Origin of the sequence: Rhizorhabdus wittichii (assembly GCF_017607425.1) — a bacterium.
GTDB lineage: Bacteria > Pseudomonadota > Alphaproteobacteria > Sphingomonadales > Sphingomonadaceae > Rhizorhabdus > Rhizorhabdus wittichii.
Genome location: NZ_CP059319.1, coordinates 629,506 through 650,147 on the forward strand (window position 1 = coordinate 629,506; position 20,642 = coordinate 650,147).

Here is a 20,642-nt window from a genome sequence, read left to right on the forward strand (position 1 = left end):
CTGGCCGATGAGAGACATGGACCCCTGCCTTCGCAGGGGTGACGGGCTGTTTACGACGAACGCGTTTACAAGAAGCTATACGGATCGACGTCGACCGCGACGCGGACGCCGCGCGGCCATTGCAGCGGGCCGAGCCAGTCGCGGATCACCTGCTGGACGTCGAGCGAGCGGCGGGCGTGGACCAGCAGGCGCTGCCGGTGGCGGCCGCGCAGCATGGCGAGCGGGGCGGGGGCGGGGCCGTAGACGTGCATGCCGTCGATGGCGGGCGCGGTCCGGCCGATCAGCCGCGCGGTGGTCGCGGCCTCCTCCAGCTTCTCGGCGGAGATGATGATCGCGGCGTAGCGGCCGAAGGGTGGCGCCTCGGCGATCTTCCGCGCCTCGGTCTCGGCCGTGTAGAAGCTCTGCGCGTCGCCCGAGAGCAGCGCCTGGATCACCGGGGCCTTGGGCGCGTGGGTCTGGATATAGACATGGCCGGGCTTGGCGCCGCGCCCGGCGCGCCCGGCGACCTGGGCGATCTGCTGGAAGCTGCGCTCGGCCGCGCGCAGGTCGCCGCCCGACAGGCCGAGATCGGCGTCGATCACCCCGACCAGCGTCAGCTCGGGGAAGTGATAGCCCTTGGTGACGAGTTGGGTGCCGACCACCACGTCGATGTCGCCCGCCTCCATCCGCTCGACGAACTCGGCGGCGCGGGCGGGGGTGGAGAGCGTGTCGGAGGTGGCGATCGCCACCCGCGCGTCGGGGAACAGCGCCGCCACCTCATCGGCGATCCGCTCGACGCCGGGGCCGCAGGCGACCAGGCTGTCCTCGTCCTTGCACTCCGGGCATTCGGCGGGCGGCGCCATGCTGTGCCCGCAATGGTGGCATTGCAGCCGGCCGAGCAGCCGGTGCTCGACCATCCAGGCGGTGCAGTTCGGGCATTGGAAGCGGTGGCCGCAGGTCCGGCACAGCGTCAGCGGCGCATAGCCGCGCCGGTTGAGGAAGAGCAGGCTCTGCTCCTTCTTCTCGAGCCGGTCGGCCAGCGCGCGCACCAGCGTCGGCGCGATCCAGCGCCCGCGCGGCGGCGGATCGGCGAGCAGGTCGATCGCCTCGATCTCCGGCATCTCGGCGGCGCCGTGGCGCGCGGTGAGCTTCAATTCGGTGTAGCGGCCGATCGCCGCCTGCTGGCGCGTCTCGATCGCCGGCGTCGCCGAGGCGAGCACGATCGGGATCTCCTCCAGCTTGGCGCGCATCACCGCGACGTCGCGGGCATGGTAGAGGACGCCGTCCTCCTGCTTGAAGCTGGTCTCGTGCGCCTCGTCGACGATGATCAGGCCAAGGTCGCGATAGGGCAGGAACAGCGCCGATCGCGCGCCGACGACGACCTTCGCCTCGCCATGGACGATGCCGCGCCAGGCGCGCCGCCGCTGCGACTGGCGCAGCTCGCTGTGCCAGGCGACGGGGAGATGGCCGAAGCGCGCCTCGAAGCGCTTGAGAAAGGGTTCGGTCAGGGCGATCTCGGGTAGCAGCACCAGCGTCTGCCGGCCGGCGCGCAGCGCCTCGGCGATCGCCTCGAAATAGACCTCGGTCTTGCCCGATCCGGTGACGCCGTCGAGCAGGAAGGGCTGGAAGCGCTTCGCCGCGACCGCTTCCGCCAGCATGCCGGCGGCGAGCTGCTGCTCGTCCGACAGCTCGACCGCCTTATGGTCGGGATCGGGGGCGTCCCAGGGCGTGTCGATCGACACCGTCACCGCCTCGATCGCGCCCGACTTGACGAGGCCGCGGATCACGCCCTCGGACACGTCGGCGATCGTCGCCAGTTCGCGGATCAGGCCCTGGCGCTGGCCGATCCGGTCGAGCGCCTGCTCGCGCTGCGGGGTCATCCGGCCCGGCCGCTCGCCGGTCGCGCGATATTCGACGATCGTCCGCGCGCCGTCGAGCGCGCTGGAGGAGGGCAGCGCCATCCGCAGCACCGCGGCGGGCGGCGCCAGATAATAGTCCGAGGTCCACTCGATCAGCCGGCGCAGCGGCGCGGCGAGCGGCGGGACGTCGTAGACGTCGAGCAGCGGGCGGAGCCGGTTGTCGCCGACCTGGTCGGCCGAGGGCAGCGTCTCCTCCTCCCAGACCACGCCGATCATCTGCCGGGGGCCGAGCGGCGCGAGCACGATGCTGCCCGGCTCGACGACATGCTCGCGGTCGGCGCGATAGTCGAGCGGCCCGAGGGCGGGGTTGAGCAGGAGGACATGGGCGCGGGCCATTCGTCCGTGCTTAGGGGGAGCCTCCGGCCGCCGCAATGCCGCCCCCGTAGAAGCGGTGGATAACCCGTTCCGGGCCTAGGCGAGGGGCGTCGCGGCCGCTATAGGCAGCGGCAATCAGATATGCAGCCGGAAGGGCCTTCCTACATGAAATTCTTCGTCGACACCGCGGACACTGCCGACATCGCCGAAATGGCGGCGACCGGCCTGCTCGATGGCGTGACCACCAATCCCTCGCTGATCGCCAAGTCGGGCAAGCAGTTCGTCGACGTGATCGCCGAGATCTGCAAGATCGTGCCGGGCCCGGTGTCGGCCGAGGTCGTCGCGCTCGACCATGCGACGATGATGAAGGAGGCCGAGGTCCTCCGCAAGATCGCCGACAATGTCTGCATCAAGGTGCCGCTGACGATCGACGGGCTCAAGACCTGCAAGGCGCTGTCGGACGACGGCACCATGGTCAACGTCACGCTCTGCTTCTCGGCCAACCAGGCGCTGCTGGCCGGCAAGGCGGGCGCGGCGTTCATCTCGCCCTTCGTCGGCCGCCACGACGATGTCGGCCTCGACGGCATGGGCCTGATCGCCGACATCCGCCAGATCTACGACAATTACGACTTTGGCACCGAGATCCTGGTCGCCAGCGTCCGCCACCCGATCCACATCCTCGAATCGGCGAAGATCGGCGCCGACGTGATGACCGCGCCGCCGGCCGTGATCCGCGCGCTGTTCAACCATCCGCTGACCGACAAGGGCATCCAGGGCTTCATGGCCGACTGGGCCAAGACGGGGCAGAGCATCCTCTGATCCCGCTGGCGCTGCTGCTGGCCGCCGAAGCGCCGGCAGCGGCGCCGACGATGCCTTCGACCTTGGGCGCCGCGATCGAGACGGCCACCGCCTGCCCGCGCGGCCGGTCGGGCGAGATCGTGGTGTGCCGGCGCGGCAATGCGGCGGAACGCTACCGCATTCCCGAGGCGCTGCGCCCCGACGGCTTCGACTTCCACCAGGAAGCGGTCGATGGCGTGTCGCGCGAGCGGCACCGGCTGATGGAAGGCGGCGAGAGCGGGATCGGCTCCTGCTCGCCGTCGGGTGCAGCGGGCGCGAGCGGCTGCCTGGTCCAGAAATTCCGGGCGTGGGAACAGCAGAAGGCGGGGCATTGATTTGTTTGGCCTCAGGCGCCGGCGGTCACATCCGTGACCTTGGCTATCCTCGCATAAGCTCGGGCGGCCGTTCGGCCTTGCGGGACGCTGCGCGTCCCGTTCCACCGCATAGGTTCTGCATCGGAGCCCTTAGGGCTCCGCAAGCGCGAATGCGCGCCCGAGCTTATGCGAGGATAGCCAAGCGAGGCGGATGCCTCGCGCCCGGCGCCTGAGGGCACCCAACCAAGGGCGTAACAAACAACCCATTGAGTGTTAACCAATGCAGGGTAAACTGCCCGCATGGGAAGCGTGATCGACTTCGAGGGCGGCGCGATGGCCTCGCTCAAGCGGCGGATGGCCGAGGTCGAGGAGGCCAATCAGGACCTCATCGCCTTCGCGCGGGGCCATTCGGGCGCGGTCTCGTCGATCCATGCGGCGGTGCTCGCGGCGACCGAGTCGGACGGGCTCGATCATCTCATCCACATCGTCACCCAGGTCTGGCCCGACATGCTCGGCCTCGACGCGGTGTCGGTCGCGCTGTTCGTCGGCGACCAGGGGCTGCGCGCCGATGCGTCGGGCATGCAGTTCGTCGAGCGGCGGATCATCGAGCGGTCGATCGTCGACATCGAGGGCGTGGTGATGCGCAGCGTCGAGCGTGGCCATCCGCTGTTCGGCCCGGCCTCCGAACTGATCCGCGCCGAGGCGCTGATCCGCCTGTCGGCCGAGGCGCCACTGCCCGGCGGGGTGCTCGCATTGGGCCAGCGCCGCCCGATGGGCTTCGACACCCGCGCCGGCTCCGAATTGCTGGGCTTCCTCGGCGCGATGCTTTCGCGCATGATAGGGCGGTGGTTGCTGCCCTAACTTTAGACGATCATCCCGCCCGCGACATCGCGGTGGCGTGGGCCGATCATCTCCGCCGCGACCGGCGCCGGTCCGAGCATACCGTCCGCGCCTATCTCGCCACCGCGCATCGCCTGATCGCCTTTCTCGGCCGCCATCGCGGCGCGGCGGTCGACGGCGCGCTGCTGGCGCGGCTCGATCGCGGCGACCTGCGCGGTTATCTGGCCGAGCGGCGCGGCGAGGGGCTGTCCAACGTCTCGACCGCGCGCGAACTGTCGGCGGTCCGCAATTTCCTCGACTATGTCGCCGAGCGCGAGGGCGCGGCCAAGCCGGTCAAGGTGAAGGGGCCGCGCATCAAGAAGGGCGTGCCGCGTCCGGTCGCCCCCGACGATATCGCCGCGATCGCCGAGGATGCGGCCGAGTCCGCCGCCGAACCCTGGATCGCCGCGCGCGACGAGGCGGTGCTGCTGCTGCTGTACGGCGCGGGGCTGCGCATCGGCGAGGCGATGGCGCTGACCGGCGACATATTGCCGCTGGGCGACACGCTGAGCGTCACCGGCAAGCGCGCCAAGACGCGCATCGTGCCGATGCTCGCGCCGGTGCGCGAGGCGATCGAGCGCTATGTCGCGCTCAGCCCCCATGGCGCGGCGCCGGGCGAGATATTGTTCCGGGGCGCGCGGGGCGGGCCGCTCGCGCCCGAACTGATCCGCCGCGCGATGCGCGCCGCGCGGGTCCGGCTGGGGCTGGGCGAGCGGACCACGCCGCACGCGCTGCGCCACAGCTTCGCGACCCACCTGCTCGGCCGGGGTGCCGACCTGCGCTCGCTCCAGGAACTGCTCGGCCATGCCAGCCTGTCGTCGACCCAGGTCTATACCGGCGTCGACGCTGCGCACCTCATGGACGTCTACCGCAACGCCCATCCGAGGGCGTGATCCCCCCTCAAAAAATCCTCCCTGGCCGCAGGCCGGGGAGGGGGACCGCCCATAGGGCGGTGGAGGGGTAGCCGCGTCCTCCTACCACCGGTGCTGGAAATTGGGATTTACCCCTCCACCGTCCTGCGGACGGTCCCCTTCCTCATGCGGAGCATGGGGAGGATCGGGAGGCCTATTTCCGCGCCGCGACCCAGTCGGCGAAGGTCGGGGTGTCGCTGACCTTCCAGACCTGGCCCTTGGCGTTGAGATAGAGCTTCTCCATCTCGTTGCGCTTGAACGGGCGCGAGCCGAGGCGGCCGAAGATCGCGATCTGGTTGCCGCTCTCGTCGACGCCGCGGTCGCGGTCCAGGCCCTTCGACAGCGCCAGCGCGGGCGAGGGGGTCTTCGCCCAGGCGATCAGCTCGGGCTTGGGCGCGGGCGAGAAGCCGTAGAAATTGGGCTGGCTGTCCGGCGAGGTGAGCTGGATCACCTTCAGGCCGTTGCGGCCGTCGGCGACATAGGCGAACAGCGAGGCGTTGGTGGTGCCGACGATCACGTCCTCGGCATCGTTGAGCCGCCCGTCGAACGTCACCTTCTCGTAGAGCTTCGGCTTGAGCGGCCGGGTGATGTCGACGATCACCAGCCCGTCCTGCTTCGCCGCGACATAGGCATAGGTGCGGGCGAGGTAGATGCGCTGCGCATTGGCGATCGGCAGCGTCGCCGACGGGATCAGCACCGGCTTGTCGAGCTGGGTCACGTCGACGAGCTGGAGGCCGTCGGCGGTCGTCACCCACAGATAGCGGAACTGCAGCGCCGAGGCGCGGGCGTCGCGCAGCGGCACCGTCGCGGCGAGGCGCGGATGCTTCGGATCGCTGATGTCGACGACGACCAGCCCGACATCGGCGGCGATATAGGCATAGTTGCCGCCGATCGTGATGTGGCGCGCGCCGGCGAGGACGTTGTTCTCGTTCCAGGTGGCGGTGCGCTTCAGGAAGTTGTTGCGCGGCTCGCCGTCGGCCAGCGTCTCGACATTGACGACGATCAGGCCCTCCACCGAGTCCGTGACGAAGGCGTAGCGATAGATCTCGCCCATCTTCTGTTCCTGGTTCTCGGGATAATATTTGAGGATGTGGTCGTTGCGCTCGGTCGAGATCGCCTGGTCGGTCGGCAGCGCCATGCAGGTCGCGTTCTGCGACGGGACATGGGTGTCGTGGCCGAGCGGGGAGAAGGGCGCGGTCAGGATGCGCTGCGAGGTGCCCTTGTTGGCGATCGATGCGACGTCATAGACGCGGAACCCGCCCTTGCCCTCGGCGACGAAGAAATATTCGCCGCGGAGCTGGACGCAGCGCGCCGCGCCGCCGGTCGGGTGATGGGTGTTGGCGAACTCCTCGAGCGAGTCCGGCTCGCCCGACAGCTTCTTGTCGAAGCGGGTGCCGCGCACCCATTCGATCAGCTCGCGGCCATGGTCGAGATGCTGCTTGTACCATTCCGGATAGGCATATTTGTGCAGGTAGGAGCCGATCACCGCCTGCGGCTCGTCCCATTCGGTCACGCGGATCGCCTCGATCCCCTTCTCCAGCCCGGTCCAGGCGTTGAGGCCGACGAAGTTGACGAAGTTGGTGCCGAGCAGGTTGAGCTGCGCCATGATGGCGTTGTTGTCGTCTTCCTCCGACAGGTGGCAGTCGGTGCACTTCTTCGTCTCGGTCTTGCGGACGGTGTGCGGGAAGTGCGGCGCGAAGGCCTGGCTGGAGAAGCCGGCCGACGAGATCGGCGGCTGCTGCACGTAGATGCGCTCGCGGTTCAGGTTGGTCGACGACAGCACCAGCGCGGATGTCGACCGGATCGGGGCGATGATGTTGCCCTTGGTCGTCTGGTGGATGCCGAGCTGGTACATCTCGTCGCGCGCGACCTGCGGGTTGTAGCTGGCGAAGTTGCGCGTCTCCCAGCCTTCATATTTGTGGCTGGTCGTCTTCCAGTTCGCCTCGATCGGCAGATGGCAGCCGCCGCACGACGTCGTCCACGACAAATGGCAGGTGAAGCAGGCCATCTTGTCGGTGTCGTGGGCGCGGTCGGCCTTGGCGATGCCGGGGCCCCACAAATAGGTGCCGGTGTCCTTGCCGGCCTTGCCCATCAGCTTCGAGCGGGCCGCCAGCGGGTTGAAATGGGCGCTGTTGCGGTCGACCGCCTCCTTGACGAGCGAAACCTTCCACTCGAGCTTGGGATCGACGATCGAGCGCTGGATCAGCGCGCGCTCGCCATTGGCGTCGGTGGTCCATTCGAAGCGGCGCTTGCCGTCCTGGTTGCGCAGCAGCGACAGGTCGGTGCCGCCCGGAGGCGCGGCGGGGCCCGAGGTGCGCAGGGTCGGGAAATCGTCGGCGGTGCCGTGGCAGTCCTTGCAGCCGATCTCGACCGCGGCGGCGACCTCGCCATAGATCAGGCCGCTGCCATGGCTGTCCTGCGCGAAGTGGCAGTCGGCGCATTGCAGGCCCTTCTCGGCGTGGATGTCCATCATGTGGACCGCCTTGCCCTTCTGTTCGCCGACGGGGGCGAATTCGGGCATGCCCGCCTTGCGGAACTTCTCGGGATCGTCGGGCGAGACGATGTTGCCGGCCTCGTCGAGCAGGTTGCCCTCGCGGTCGCGCTTGTAGACCGCGCGGAAGTTCCAGCCATGGCCGTGATAGTCGGCGAACTGGGTGTCCTTGGCGCGCGGGTTGATGTCGTCATAGACGTTGCGCGTGAAGTCGAGATCGCCCCATTTGCCGATCGCGGCGGCGCCTTCGGGGTTGCGCTCGTAGACCGCGTGGCGCTCGGCCATGGTCGGATGCTTCTGCTTCTCCGGCCACATCAGCGGCGCGTCGGCCTCATAGTCCCACATCGTGTAGCCGAGGTAGGAATTGAGGAAGATGTTGGGCTGGTGCATGTGGCAGTTCATGCACTGCGCGGTCGGGATCGCCTTGGTGAAGGCGTGCTCGATCGGGTGGCCCTTCTCCTTCATCGCGCCGATCGGATGGCGCGGCGTGTCGGCGGTGCCGTGGTCGTCGCCGTGATCGCCTTTGGGACCGCTCCCCTTGGCGCCGTGGCCGCCATGGCCGTCGTCCTTGGGTTCGAGCCGGTCCTTGATCGTCGGGTCGACCGTCGCGGTCTGCCCATCGCGGCCATATTTGGCGTAGATCAGGCTGTGGGTCGGATCGCGATCGTTGGCATAGACGACGTGGCAGCCCGAGCAGCCCGAGCTGCGATAGTCGCCGGGCTGGTCGTTGGTGCCCATGAACCACATGAACGGGTCGTTGAGGCGCGTCTTGTGGAGGTTGAGCACGGCGATCGCGACGCGCAGGCCGGTGCCGGGGCCGCGGTTCGACTGCTTGAGGTCGGGACGGCCCGGCTCCTCGAGGCGCTGGATGCTGCCGGTCGAGTTGGGCAGGCCGATCTCGGCGAAGGTGCTGTTGATCGTGCGGCCGCCGCGTTCGAACACGCGGAAGACGTCGGCGGGCGGGAGCACGTGCCAGGTCGGCAGCGGATAGACGACCGGCAGCGCGCCGCGCGCCTTCTGCTCGGGCGTCACGGTGCCCGCGGGCGTGCCCGGCGACTTGACCTGCGCCGGCTCGCCCTTGCTCGTATAGGCCTCACCGAAGATGTAGTTCTTATAGGGGACGATGCCGTTGTTGTAGGCGCCGCCGCCGAAGAACATCGTGCCGGTCGACATCAGCGAGCGCTCGGCCGCCTGGATGATCTCGAGGTGGCAGGAGCCGCAGGCCTGGCGCGCGACGCGATAGTCGCCCGGGTTGACGAAGCGCACATATTCGGGCGCCTCGCGGTTGAGCAGCGTGTAGCCGCGCTTCGGGTTGGCGGGGGAGGGCCAGTGCCAGCTCTCCGGATATTTCGGCAGGACGTGCGCCTTGTCGCGGGCGCGGGTATAGGCGGCGTCGCCCATCTTCGCGCCGGCATCGACATGGACGGTCGCGTCGCCGCCATGGCAGTCGACGCAGCCGAGCACGACCGCCTCGGTCTGGTGCATCGTCTTGCGGTCGGTCGCGGTGTGGCAGGAGACGCAGCCCGCGCTCTTGCCGTCGGCCTCGGCCCAGTCCTGGGTGCGCGGGGCGTCGGCGAATTTGGGATAGCTGCGCGCGACCGGCTTCTCGCCCTCGGAGGCCGGGGCGGGCGAGGGCGCCGAGACGAGGAAGGTGACCGCCGCCGCCAGCGCCATCGCGCCGCGCGCCGCCCACCGCATCGTCACCAGGGATCCCAAGCCTCGCATCTACATCCTCAGAAAGACAGGATCGCGTTGAAGAGGACCGAATAATATCGGTCGTCGCCGCGCGAATTGGTGAAGAGGTCCGAAAAGCCCTTGCCCGGATCGAGCACCGCGCCCGACAGGCGGAAGACGATGTTCTGGATCATGCTGGGCCGCCAGATCAGCGCGCCCGACAGGTCCCAGCCGATCGACTTCGGAATGCTGCCCTCGTTGCGCAGCTCGCGCAGCGTCGCGGTGTTCTCGAACCACAGATGGTTGAGGTTCGTCGAGAAGCGGAGCTGCGGCAGGATGTCGAAATCGGCGCCGACCCCGAGCAGCATCGTCCCCGGATTGTTGAAGTTCGACTGGCCCTGCTCCTTCGAGGTGCGCAGGTCGTTGAGCAGGCCGTTGCGCGGCGACAGCGCGACGTTGACGCCGCCGCCCGCGAAGGGGACGGTCTGGCGGATCCAGTAGCTGGTGTCGGCGCCCGCGAAGATCGGGTTCTCGAAGATCGCCGAGAAGCCGGTCTCCTTGTTGTCCTTCGGCTTGCCGTCGCCGGTCGCGTAGAGGCCCGACAGCTTCACGCGAATCCAGTCGATGTCGTAGCTCAGCTCGGCCGCCGCGAAGAAGGCGCGGATCTTGGCGGGTTTCGAGGTGAAGAAGCTGTTCCGGTCCTCGCCGAAGGCGCCGTAGAGGGTCGACGACAGGTTGAAGCGCTTGAGCCGCCCGTCGAGGCTGTAGCCGACATAATAGACGTCATATTCGCGCGGCCGCTGGTCGCCGAGCAGGGCGGGGCGGACCGGGAAGCCGTTATGGTCGAGCTCGCGCTCGGTCTCGCGGTTGAAGTTGGCGGTGAACGAGGCGAGCGAGGTCAGGCCCGGCAGCGGGAAGTCCTGCGCGAAGATGTTGGCGCTCAGGATATAGTCGTCGCGCGGCTTCTTCGTGATGTCGTTGAGGCCGCTGTTGGTATCCTTGTCGAGCCGCCAGATCGCCTGGAGGTTGAACTGGTAGCGGTTGTTGTCGCGATTGCCGAAGAAGCGGATGCCGAGCTGGTTGTCCTGGAACAGGAAGCCGCGGAAATCGAACTGGAAGGGCTGGATGCCGATGCGGATCGAGTCGAAGTCGAAGCGGTCGGAACGGTTGCCCAGATGCTTGTCGACGAAGAATTCCTGGACGCCCAGGAACGTGTCGGTGCGGTGCGTCGGGCGCGAGGATTCGACGTTCAGGACGCGGCGTTCCTGCACGTTCACATAGTTGACCTGATAGGCCAGCAGGACGCGATATTCGACGTCCGGCGGCTTGTAGGCGGTCGATCCCTTGGTCAGGCCGAAACCGAGCAGGCCGGTCTGGGCGAGGACGAGGCTGCGGTCGCGCCCGAAGGTGTCGATCGCGCCCGGATAGCTGCTCGTCTGGTCGGCGACCGGGGTCGGGAAGGAGCGCGGCTCGACGACCGTGTCGGAGATCGCGTTGATGCCGAAGAACCAGTCGTCGCCGGTGATCGGCAGGAAGAAGGGCTTCTTGTCGAGCTGGATCGGCCGGTCGGCCTTCAGCGGGTTCTGGTGATAGGGGTCGAAGCGCGACTTGCAGACCGTCTGCAGCCCGACGAAATTCTTGTCGGGACACAGCGCGGTGACCAGCCGCCAGCGATCGGGGATCGGGAACTGGTCGGTCGGGAAGGCCTCGGGCGGGGGGGCATGGACCGCGCCGACATTGTTCTGGACGATCGGCGCCGGCAGCTCGGTGACGTAGCCGGGACGGCGGCGGCCGGCGATCATCGGATCGTCGACGGTGGCGCCGGGCTCGACGCTGCCGGGGACGGCGAGCGCATCGGGGGCGGGCGCGTCGACCGGTGCTGTCGCGTCGCGCGGCTGCGCGGCGGCCTCGTCGGGCGCGGCCGAGGCCAGCGCGACCGCGTGCAGGAGCAGGGAGGAGAGCGCCGCCGCCATTATTTCCCGCCGCAGACGTCCTGGTCGGACGTATCGAGGAAGGGAGCGAAGGGGCAGTTGACGAAGCGCAGGCGGACGCCCGCGCCGACCGCCACGATGATGTTGTCGGCGCGGATGTCCTTGGGCGCGTTCGAGACGGTGGTGACCCGCTCGCCGCCGTTATGGAGGCCCAGGAAGGAGATCATGTCGTCCTGGTCGATGCCGTCGCCGGACACGCCGACGCCGCCGATCAGCTTGTTGCCGCGATAGACCGGCACCGATCCGGGGAAGATCTGCATGCCATTCTGCAAGCGGTTCTCGGTCGTGCCGGGAACGTCGGGCAGGAAGGTGCAGCGCTGGCGCGTGTCGGTGGGCGAGGCGCCCAGCACGAAGCCGAGATGCTCGGCCAGGTTGTTGAAGATCAGCGCGCTCTGCAGTCCGGTGGAGAAGGGACTCCACTGGTTGAAGGGGCGCGACAGCGGTCCGTTGGGCCGTCCCACCTCGCCGTCCGGGAAGAAGGGGCGCGAGAGATTGCCGCCCGAGCGATCGGCGAAGGCGTAGGTGCCGGTCAGCGCGCTCGGATCGTTGAGGAAGGTCCGGACCTTCTGGACGAAGGACTGGACGTCGGGGCTGGTGTCGCCGAGCAGGTCGGGCGCGGCGTGGGCGCCCGAGAAGAAGGTCGCGGTGCGCGCCTTCTGTAGCGACACGTCGGTGCCGAAGATCGGGGCGTCGGGGCCGCGCACCATGCCGAGCACGACGCCGCGCGTGTCGACGACGGTCATCGTCACCTGCGCGCGGCTGTCGAGCGGCTTGCGGATCTGCGCGCGGGCGCGGCTCATCACCTTGAAGGCTTCCTCGAGGATCGCCTTCACCTCGGCCTGGGTCAGCGGCGTCGAGACCTCGGCGGCGTCGGTGCCGCCGCGCAGCGGGTAGCGGTTGTTGCCGGCGCCGTCGGTCAGGACGAAGGCGTCGACATTGTCGATCGCGTTGCCCGAGCTGCGCTCGGCCGCGGTCACCGCGCGATAGCCGGACGCCTCGGTGCCATAGGCATGGCCGGCGAGCACCGCCGGGGTGCTTCCTTGCGCATAATAGCCCGGGATCGATACCAGCGATCCGGTGCCCGACAGGGCAGAGAAGGCGCGGGCGTTGGCCGGGTTGGTGCGCAGCCTGGACGTGTCCGCGTCGGTATAGCGAAGCTGGACGATCACCTGGATATTGTTGGCGCGGACGTCCTGGGGCGCATCGAAGCCGCTCAGGCCCGCCGTCGCGATATATTCGTCGTCGTCGCTGTCGATGTCGTCGACGTTCGGATCATAGCCGTAGAGGCCGTCCGACATGACGCCGATGCCGCCGACCACCACGCCGTTCTTGTAGAGCGGGAAGCCGCCCGGATCGGCGGCGAGGCCGAGCGGCGAGCGCTTCGGGCCGATGAAGGCGGCGCTGCCCCCGGCGGGCAGGTAGCGCCGCGAGAAATCCGAGCAGGGGAGCTGGCTGAACTGCACGCCGAACAGCGGGCCGCCGGCGAGCTGGTTGTTGCCGGGCGGATAATGTTCCTGGACGATGAAGCTGGCGGTGCGGGTCGAGAAGGCGTTGCCCGAAGAGGACAGATAGGCGCCGGTGATCGCCTTGGCGATCGCCGCCGCCGCGAGCGGGTTGGCGGCGGGCGATCCGGCGACGACGAGGCCCTCGACGTCGGTCGGCGTCACGACGCGGTGGGTGGTCTTGATCGTCAGCGTCGTCGGCGCGCCGGTCATCTGGTAGACGGCGAGGACGTTGCCGACCCGGTCGACGATCGCGATGACGGCCGGCTTGTTGCGCGCCGCGGCTTCCTCGATCGCCTGCGCCAGCACCTTCTGCACGTCGGCGACGGTCAGCGCCTCCTGGGCCGGCGCGGTGTAGAGCGCGGTGGGCGTCGGCGTCGGGGTAGGTGGGCGTCGGGGTCGAACTGTCGCCGCTGCCGCCGCCGCAGGAGGCGAGCGTGAAGGCGGGGCGGTGAAAGCGGCTCACTACGCGAGGCAACGGTCATTTGAGGGCCCTTATCGAAGCGGCTGCCTGCCCCAGGGCCGCCCGGAATTCCGCGGGACGATAGGCGTTGCTGTTGCCCACCGCCTTGTATGCCCGATCGATCGCGCCGCGCGCGCCACGGGCCCGATCCTCGCTGACATGGCCCTGGCGGACCAGCGCGTTGAGCAGCGTGTCGACCGCCATCACCGCCTGCGCCGACCCTTCATAGTCGGTGAAGCGCGGCGAGATGGCGTTGCCGGCGATCGTGTCGATGATCGCGAAGGTCTGCTCGCGGCCGAAGGCGCTGCGGCTCAGCGTGTCGGCGAGGCTGCCCGCCGTTGCCGACAGCCGGCGCGCGGCGGCGACGGCAGCCGGGCGGTCCTTCGCCAGCGCGGCGTGGAAGGCGCGCGAGTCGGCATCGAACTTCGCCGCCATGCCCGGCGCCGCGACCTTGGCGGCGGCCGACAGCATGATCATGTTCTCGTCGTTGAACGGCGGCATCCCCGACGGGATCGGGCGGCCCGGATTGGCGACCCAGTTGGCCCGGCCGTTCGGGCCGTCGATGATCTGGCGGTGGCAGCTCTGGCAGTCGAAGAAATAGATTTCCGGGAAGATGCCGTCGGTGCCGAGCCTGGGATTGGCGAACAGGTTGGTCGCGCGGCCGACCGCCGTCGCCTGGCCGACCGCCCAGAGCTGGACGTTGTTGGTGCGGCGCTTGCGCTGCACATAGTCGGCGTCCTCGTCATGGTGCTGCTGGAGCGCCGAGAAGAGGTCGACCTCGAACGCGACGCGCGGGTGGCCCGCGGCCATGATCCGGTGCGAGACGAACTGGCCGGGCTTGTCGCTGCCGAGATGGCAGTCGAGGCACTTCTCCGCGCGGGCGCGCGGCTGATCGAGCGGGTAGAGCCCGCGCGCGACGTTGGCGGCGTGGCTCTGCCCGACCGCATAATGGGTCGTCAGCCAGCCATTGCTGCCGCCCGCGCCGCCATGGCAGCCTTCGCAGCCGACGCCGTCGCTGACCTGCCAGCGCGGGCCCTTGCCGTTGAAGGCGGGATCGGCGTGGCAGCCGAGGCATTCGCCGGCCGAGGTCGCCGGGCCGATCCCCATCTTCGCGGCGATCGCCTGGCCGCGCGCGGAGGCGAGGGCGGCATAGGTGCGGCTGTGCGCGCCGGTCTTGCTCGACGCGTTCTGCCAGTGGAGGATCTCGTCCTGGCGGACGACCTTGCCGGTGGGCTCGCTGCGACCGTGGCAGGTCGATCCCGCGCAGGAGGCGACGCCGACATGGACCGCGCCGGTGGCGGCGGACGCCGAGGAGGCGACCGCCTGGTCGGCCGTGCCCGTCGTGGCGAGGAACAGCAGCGCGATGCCGAGAACCGCGGCGCCGATAAGCCCGCAGACACAGGATAGCCTGCTCGAGACCTTACCCCCCAATTCGGCGCTCCCTAACTGCCGATGCCCATTCGTAAACGCCACTTTTGCCCCTGGGCGGTCACGATCGAGAGTTTGTATCGCTCTTTAACCGCCCGATGGCAATCATTCAAAGCTTATCAAGCGCTTCGCCGCCGGATGACGAGATTGCGGATCTCGGTCATGTCCTCCATCGCGAAACGGATGCCCTCGCGGCCGAGGCCCGAGTCCTTGACGCCGCCATAGGGCATGTTGTCGACCCGGTAGCTCGGCACGTCGTTGACGACGACGCCGCCCACGTCGAGATCGTCCCAGGCGTCGAGGATCTTGAAGATGTCGCGGGTGAAGATGCCGGCCTGCAGGCCGAACTTCGAGTCGTTGACGATCCTGAGCGCCTCGTGCCAGTCGCTGAAGCGGATCAGGAAGGCGGCGGGGCCGAACGCCTCCTCGCGGTTGAGCTTGGTGTCGGGATCGACCTTCTCGAGCAGCGTCGCCTCGAGCATCGCGCCCTCGCGCCTGCCGCCGCACAGCAGGGTCGCGCCCTTGGCGGTCGCCTCCTGGATCCAGCCGTCGAGGCGCTCGGCCTCCTTCACGTCGATCATCGGGCCGACGAAGGTCTTCTCGTCATGCGGGTTGCCGGCGATTAGTGTCTTGGTCTTCGCGACCAGCTTGTCGCGGAACGCGTCGTAGACCGCGTCGTGGACCAGGATGCGCTGGACGCCGATGCACGACTGGCCCGACTGGTAAAAGGCGCCGAACACGGTGCGCTCGACCGCGTCGTCGAGGTCGGCGTCGGCATCGATCACCACCGCGGCGTTGCCGCCCAGTTCGAGCACGATCTTCTTCTTGCCGGCGCGGGCCTTGAGGTCCCAGCCCACGTCGGGCGAGCCGGTGAAGGACAGCAGCTTGAGCCGGTCGTCGACCGTGAACAGGTCGGCGCCGTCGCGCGCCGCCGGCAGGATCGAGAAGGCGCCCTTGGGCAGGTTGGTCTCGGCCAGCACCTCGCCCATGATGATCGCGCCGAGCGGGGTGCGGCTCGCCGGCTTCATCACGAACGGACAGCCGACCGCGATCGCCGGGGCGATCTTGTGCGCGGCGAGGTTGAGCGGGAAGTTGAACGGCGAGATGAACGAGCAGGGGCCGATCGGCACCCGCTTCCAGATCCCCTGATAGCCGCGGGCGCGCGGCGAGATGTCGAGCGGCTGGACCTCGCCGGTCATGCGCACCGATTCCTCGGCGGCGATGCGGAAGGTGTCGATCAGGCGGCCGACCTCGCCGCGCGAGTCGTTGATCGGCTTGCCGGCCTCGACGCACAGCGCGTAGGCGAGCTCGTCCTTGCGCTCGACGAAGCGGTCGACGCAATGCTGGAGGACGGCCTGCCGTTCGTAGCTCGCCATCTTCGCCATCGGCTCGGCGGCCTTCACCGCCCATCCGATCGCGGCGTCGATCGTCTTGGCGTCGGCCAGCGCGACGCGGGTCGCGACCTCGCCGGTGAACTTGTCGGTCACCTTCAGGTCGGTGTTCGGTTGCTGCGCCTCGTTGGCGAGATAGAGGGGATAGGTGTCTTTGAGCTTCATCGCGGACCGTCCGTTATCGTCATCGCCGGGAGCGGCGGGGGTGGCGGCTCCATATAGGCAGCCAGGCGACCCCGCCGAAATCGATCATAACGGAATTAAGATATTTCCTTGCTGAGCGTCTTGATGTCCTTGTTGAGGATCTGGTCGTTCTCGGAATAGTCGACCGGGCAATCGATCAGGTGGACGCCGGGCGTGTCGAGGCATTCCTTGATCAGCTTGGTCAGATGGGCCGCGCTTTCGACGCGGTGGCCCTTGGCGCCGTAGCTTTCGGCATATTTGACGAAGTCGGGATTGCCGTAGGTCAGGCCCCAGTCCTTGAAGCCCATGTTCGCCTGCTTCCAGCGGATCATGCCGTAGGAGCTGTCGTTGAGGATCAGCACGGTGATGTTGAGGCCGAGGCGGACCGCGGTCTCCATCTCCTGGCTGTTCATCATGAAGCCGCCGTCGCCGCAGATCGCCATCACCTTGCGGTCGGGATAGACCATCGCCGACGCCATCGCCGAGGGCAGGCCCGCGCCCATCGTGGCGAGCGCGTTGTCGAGCAGCACGGTGTTCTGCTGGCGCGCCGGATAGTTGCGCGCGAACCAGATCTTGTAGACGCCGTTGTCGAGGCAGATGATGCCGTCGGCCGGCATGGCGCGGCGGATCTCGCGCACCAGGTGCGGCGGGAAGATCGGGAAGCGCTCATCGCCTTCGAGCGTCTCGGTATGGGCGACCTCGGCCTTGCGGGCCTTCATCATGAAGTCGAAATTCCAGCGGCCCGACGGGACGATGTCCTTCTGCATCTTCCAGATGGCGTTGGCGATGTCGCCGATCACCTCGACCTGCGGGAAATAGACCGGGTCGACCTCGGCGGTCTTCGAGCTGACGTGGATCACCGGGGTGCCGCCGTTGCGCATGAAGAAGGGCGGCTTCTCGATCACGTCATGGCCGACGTTGATGATCAGGTCGGCATGCTCGATCGAGCGGTGGACGAAGTCGCCCGCCGACAGCGCGGCGCAGCCCAGGAACTTCGGGTGGCATTCGTCGATCACGCCCTTGCCGAGCTGGGTGGTGACGAAGGGGATGCCGGTCTTCTCGATGAACTGGAGCAGCATCCGGCCGGTCTGCTTGCGGTTGCCGCCGGCGCCGATCACCAGGATCGGCGACTTCGCGTCCTCGATCATCTTCACGGCGGCGCGGACCGCCTTGTCCTCGGCCTCGGGACGGCGGGCCAGCGAGCGCTTGAGCGGCTTCGAGTCGGTGTGCTCGTCGGCGACGTCTTCGGGGAACTCGATATGGGTCGCGCCCGGCTTCTCCTCCTCGGCGAGGCGATAGGCCTCGCGGATGCGGCTCGGGATGTTGTCGGCCGAGGCGAGCTGGTGGGTGAATTTGGTGATCGGCTTCATCATCTCGACGACTTCGAGAATCTGGAAGCGGCCCTGCTTCGACTTCTTGATCGGCTTCTGGCCGGTGACCATCAGGATCGGCATGCCGCCGAGCTGCGCATAGGCGGCGGCGGTCACGAAATTGGTGGCGCCCGGCCCGAGCGTCGCCATGCAGACGCCGGTCTTGCCGGTGTGGCGGCCATAGGTCGCGGCCATGAAGCCGGCGCCCTGTTCGTGGCGGGTCAGGATCAGCTTGATCTTCGTCGACCGCGAGAGGCTGTCGAGCATGTCGAGGTTTTCCTCGCCGGGAACGCCGAAGATATATTCGCAGCCCTCCTCTTCCAGACATTGGATGAAGAGATCGGATGCCTTCGTCGCCATGCTATGCCCCCCTTACTGTCGTCGCGCCCCTGTTGCGACCATGCAAGATGGGCGATTGCTATGTCATTTCGGCGACGGGGAACAGGATTTTTTACAATCTGTTGCGGATTGATTCCGCCACAATTGCCTAGAGATCGAGAATCCAGTCCCAGCGCATGTCGCCGGCCCCGTCCATCACCGAGACCCCTCGTTCGGCGAGTTCGTCGCGGATGCGATCCGAAGCGGCATAGTCCTTGTCGGCGCGCGCGGCCTGGCGCTGTTCGATCAGTGCCTCGATCTCGTCGTCCCCGATCCGCGCGTCGGCGGGGCGGAGCCGCAGGTCGACTCGCCGCAGGCGCAGCAGGCCGAGGCCGAGCGCGAGGTCCATCGACGCGAGCAGCCGCAGCCGTTCCTCGGCGGGGATCGCCTTGTCGGCGATCGCGGTTTCGAGCAGCGGCAGGGTCTGCGGCACCATCAGGTCGTTCGACAGCGCCTCGTCGAACTGGACGATCAGCGCGCGGGCCTTCGCGCCGAGCCCCGCCTCGACGACCGAGCGCTGATAGGCGAAGGAGGCGCCCTTGCTCGCGCCGGTCTCGTCGATCAGCCGCAGCCAGTCGGGATCGCCGGCCTTCTCGCGGAGCTGCTGCGCGGCGAGGACCAGCCGGGTCAGCCGGGTCAGCGCCGCCGCCAGCGCCTCGGGCGAGAATTCGAGCTCGGAGCGATAATGCGCCGACAGGCAGAGCAGGCGATAGGCGAGGGGATGCACGCCCTTGTCGATCACGCCCGCGAGCGTCGCGAAGCCGCCCTTCGACTTCGACATCTTGCCGCCGCGATCCACCAGGAAGTTGTTGTGCATCCAGAAATTCGCGCCCGACGCGGCGGTGCCGGTGAAGGCCTGGTTCTGGGCGATCTCGTTGCAGTGGTGGATCTCGCGATGGTCGATCCCGCCGGTATGGATGTCGAACTGGCTGCCCAGATATTTCATGCTCATCACCGAGCATTCGAGGTGCCAGCCGGGCGCGCCGGGGCCCCAGGGCGACATCCATTCCATCTGCCGCTGCTCGCCCGTCGCCGATCGGCGCCACAGCGCGAAGTCGGCGGCGTTGCGCTTGCCCTCGACCTCGGCGATGCGGCCGACCGTCTCGTCGCCGCGCGCGCCGGCGAGGCGGCCGTAGTCGGGCACCTTCGACGTGTCGAAATAGAGGCCGCCGTCGAGTTCGTAGCTCGCGCCCGCCGCCTCGATCGTCCGGGCGAAGGCGATCATGTCCTGGATATGGTCGGTCGCCACGCTCCACAGCGTCGGCGCGATGATGTTGAGGCCCCTGAGGTCGGCCTTGAACGCGTCGGTGTAGAAGGCCGCGATCTCCCAGATCGTCCTGGCCGCCTTCTTCGCCGCCGCCTCCATCTTGTCGTCGCCCTCGTCGGCGTCGGAGGTCAGGTGGCCGACGTCGGTGATGTTGATGACATGGTTGACCGGCCAGCCCTTCCAGTTGAGCGTCCGGCGCAGCGTGTCGGTGAAGACATAGGCGCGCAGATTGCCGAGATGGGCGAAATTATAGACCGTCGGACCGCAGCTGTAGAGGCGCACCATCGCCGAATCGATCGGCGCGAAGGCGCGGGTCGACCGGGTGAGGCTGTCGAACAGCATCAGGGGAGCGCCGGCGGGTGCGGTGTCGGTCATCGATGATCCCATAAAGATAGCGGCGCGGCTCTAGAGCATTTTGGCGGACGGGGCCAAGGGGCCTGTCCCCATATCCGTCATCCCGACGAAAGTCGGGATCTCCCTTCACCTCGCCCGGCCTGTTTCCGTCACAGCGTCGAAAGGCAGGGAGATTCCAGCTTTCGCTGGAATGACGATTTCTCCCTAAAGAAGAAGGCCGGCAGGTCGCCCCGCCGGCCTCCGCTCTGCCCCGAAGGGAGGGATCAGCCCTGCGACTTGCCGTCGGGCAGCGCGACCGTCTCGATCAGCAGGTCGAGCTGCGCGTTGCAGCCGGCCTTGATCAGCGACTGCGCCATGTCCTCGAGGCCCGGCGAGGTCGGCTTGACCACGACGAACTTGAGCGACGTCGGGGCCTTGGCGCCGTCCCAGCTCAGCTTGTAGGCGCTGCCGTCGGTGACCGGCAGGCTGGCCGGCCACAGCCCGGCGGCCTGGCCGGCGGCGAGGTCGATGGTGCCGCTGGTGCCGTCGGCGCGGGTGACGCGGACGCTCGCCGCCTTGCTCGCGTCGGGGCGCCACACCGTCACCGACGAGGTGTCGGCGACGCACATATTCGCGCTGCGGGTGACGTCGACATACCAGACGTTCGGGTTGCGGCCGGCATTCTTGTCGATGCCGCTCGCGCTGCGCACCGCCCCGATCCGCGCGCGCCGCTCGCCGCCGCCCGAGACGAGCGCGCCCAGGGTCGAGCCGGTGGTCGCCGCCGCGACGGTCGATCCGGTCGAGCTGAACGTGCCCGGGCCGCTGAGCGTGCGGGTGCCGCGACCGTCGAGCAGGACGACGGTGTCGCCGGCCTTCAGCGTGATCTTGGCATTGTCCGGAAGCGCCTTGCCGGCCGGATAGACCTTGGCCGAGGGGCCCGCCGAACGGACCACCAGCGGGGCCGCCACGGCGCTGCCCGCCAGCATGATTCCAAGGAACGCCGCAATGGCAGCCTGC

The 20,642-nt window shown here is 68.3% G+C and carries 13 protein-coding genes; 4 read left to right on the forward strand and 9 right to left on the reverse strand.

Annotated features, from left to right (window positions below):
- Positions 1–65: 65 nt before the first annotated feature.
- On the reverse strand, positions 66–2,234 hold the full coding sequence (locus tag HRJ34_RS03165; RefSeq protein ID WP_208633327.1) for a primosomal protein N': 2,169 nt from the start codon (positions 2,232–2,234) through the stop codon (positions 66–68).
- 144 nt (positions 2,235–2,378) lie between these two features.
- Between HRJ34_RS03165 and fsa the strand changes: the two genes are divergently transcribed.
- From fsa to HRJ34_RS03185, 4 genes are all read left to right on the forward strand, one after another.
- The gene (gene fsa, locus HRJ34_RS03170; protein ID WP_011951070.1) at positions 2,379–3,032 is read left to right on the forward strand and encodes a fructose-6-phosphate aldolase; all 654 of its coding nucleotides are present in this window, start codon (positions 2,379–2,381) and stop codon (positions 3,030–3,032) included.
- 50 nt (positions 3,033–3,082) lie between these two features.
- Positions 3,083–3,385: a hypothetical protein gene (locus HRJ34_RS03175; RefSeq protein ID WP_011951071.1), complete on the forward strand. Its 303-nt coding sequence runs from the start codon at positions 3,083–3,085 to the stop codon at positions 3,383–3,385.
- A 279-nt stretch (positions 3,386–3,664) separates the two neighbouring features.
- Positions 3,665–4,225 carry a DUF484 family protein gene (locus HRJ34_RS03180; RefSeq protein ID WP_011951072.1) on the forward strand — a complete coding sequence of 187 codons (561 nt, stop codon included), beginning with the start codon at positions 3,665–3,667 and terminating at the stop codon, positions 4,223–4,225.
- Positions 4,210–5,136, forward strand: coding sequence for a tyrosine recombinase XerC (locus tag HRJ34_RS03185; RefSeq protein WP_011951073.1), 927 nt, complete (start codon positions 4,210–4,212; stop codon positions 5,134–5,136). Before HRJ34_RS03180 ends, HRJ34_RS03185 begins: the two co-directional genes overlap by 16 nt.
- A gap of 172 nt (positions 5,137–5,308) precedes the next feature.
- On the opposite strand, the gene HRJ34_RS03190 is transcribed toward HRJ34_RS03185, so the two are convergent.
- From HRJ34_RS03190 to HRJ34_RS03225, 8 genes are all read right to left on the reverse strand, one after another.
- Positions 5,309–9,319, reverse strand: coding sequence for an LVIVD repeat-containing protein (locus tag HRJ34_RS03190; RefSeq protein ID WP_404947167.1), 4,011 nt, complete (start codon positions 9,317–9,319; stop codon positions 5,309–5,311).
- A 59-nt stretch (positions 9,320–9,378) separates the two neighbouring features.
- Positions 9,379–11,292: a hypothetical protein gene (locus tag HRJ34_RS03195; RefSeq protein ID WP_029991894.1), complete on the reverse strand. Its 1,914-nt coding sequence runs from the start codon at positions 11,290–11,292 to the stop codon at positions 9,379–9,381.
- Positions 11,292–13,130 (reverse strand): heme-binding protein, encoded by a 1,839-nt coding sequence (locus HRJ34_RS03200; protein ID WP_404947163.1) that lies wholly within the window; start codon positions 13,128–13,130, stop codon positions 11,292–11,294. The genes HRJ34_RS03195 and HRJ34_RS03200 overlap by 1 nt, the downstream gene beginning before the upstream one ends.
- 163 nt (positions 13,131–13,293) lie before the next feature.
- Positions 13,294–14,706: a multiheme c-type cytochrome gene (locus tag HRJ34_RS03205; RefSeq protein ID WP_011951077.1), complete on the reverse strand. Its 1,413-nt coding sequence runs from the start codon at positions 14,704–14,706 to the stop codon at positions 13,294–13,296.
- A 116-nt stretch (positions 14,707–14,822) separates the two neighbouring features.
- Complete coding sequence (locus HRJ34_RS03210) at positions 14,823–16,259, reverse strand: aldehyde dehydrogenase family protein (protein ID WP_011951078.1); 1,437 nt, start codon at positions 16,257–16,259, stop codon at positions 14,823–14,825.
- Between the two features lie 95 nt (positions 16,260–16,354).
- Positions 16,355–18,007 (reverse strand): acetolactate synthase large subunit, encoded by a 1,653-nt coding sequence (locus HRJ34_RS03215; protein WP_016744628.1) that lies wholly within the window; start codon positions 18,005–18,007, stop codon positions 16,355–16,357.
- Positions 18,008–18,134: 127 nt separating this feature from the next.
- Positions 18,135–19,667 (reverse strand): cysteine--tRNA ligase, encoded by a 1,533-nt coding sequence (gene cysS / locus HRJ34_RS03220; RefSeq protein WP_208633328.1) that lies wholly within the window; start codon positions 19,665–19,667, stop codon positions 18,135–18,137.
- 242 nt (positions 19,668–19,909) lie between these two features.
- The gene (locus HRJ34_RS03225) at positions 19,910–20,611 is read right to left on the reverse strand and encodes a hypothetical protein (RefSeq protein ID WP_226948603.1); all 702 of its coding nucleotides are present in this window, start codon (positions 20,609–20,611) and stop codon (positions 19,910–19,912) included.
- Between the last annotated feature and the right edge of the window lie 31 nt (positions 20,612–20,642).

Excerpts from the sequence above, each read along its gene's own strand:
- fsa (WP_011951070.1), top strand. The coding sequence starts at position 2,379 with ATGAAATTCTTCGTCGACACCGCGGACACTGCCGACATCGCCGAAATG.
- HRJ34_RS03190 (WP_404947167.1), bottom strand. The coding sequence starts at position 9,319 with ATGGCGCTGGCGGCGGCGGTCACCTTCCTCGTCTCGGCGCCCTCGCCC.
- HRJ34_RS03195 (WP_029991894.1), bottom strand. The coding sequence starts at position 11,292 with ATGGCGGCGGCGCTCTCCTCCCTGCTCCTGCACGCGGTCGCGCTGGCC.
- HRJ34_RS03175 (WP_011951071.1), top strand. The coding sequence starts at position 3,083 with ATGCCTTCGACCTTGGGCGCCGCGATCGAGACGGCCACCGCCTGCCCG.
- HRJ34_RS03210 (WP_011951078.1), bottom strand. The coding sequence starts at position 16,259 with ATGAAGCTCAAAGACACCTATCCCCTCTATCTCGCCAACGAGGCGCAG.
- HRJ34_RS03165 (WP_208633327.1), bottom strand. The coding sequence starts at position 2,234 with ATGGCCCGCGCCCATGTCCTCCTGCTCAACCCCGCCCTCGGGCCGCTC.
- HRJ34_RS03215 (WP_016744628.1), bottom strand. The coding sequence starts at position 18,007 with ATGGCGACGAAGGCATCCGATCTCTTCATCCAATGTCTGGAAGAGGAG.
- HRJ34_RS03180 (WP_011951072.1), top strand. The coding sequence starts at position 3,665 with ATGGGAAGCGTGATCGACTTCGAGGGCGGCGCGATGGCCTCGCTCAAG.
- HRJ34_RS03225 (WP_226948603.1), bottom strand. The coding sequence starts at position 20,611 with ATGCTGGCGGGCAGCGCCGTGGCGGCCCCGCTGGTGGTCCGTTCGGCG.
- cysS (WP_208633328.1), bottom strand. The coding sequence starts at position 19,667 with ATGACCGACACCGCACCCGCCGGCGCTCCCCTGATGCTGTTCGACAGC.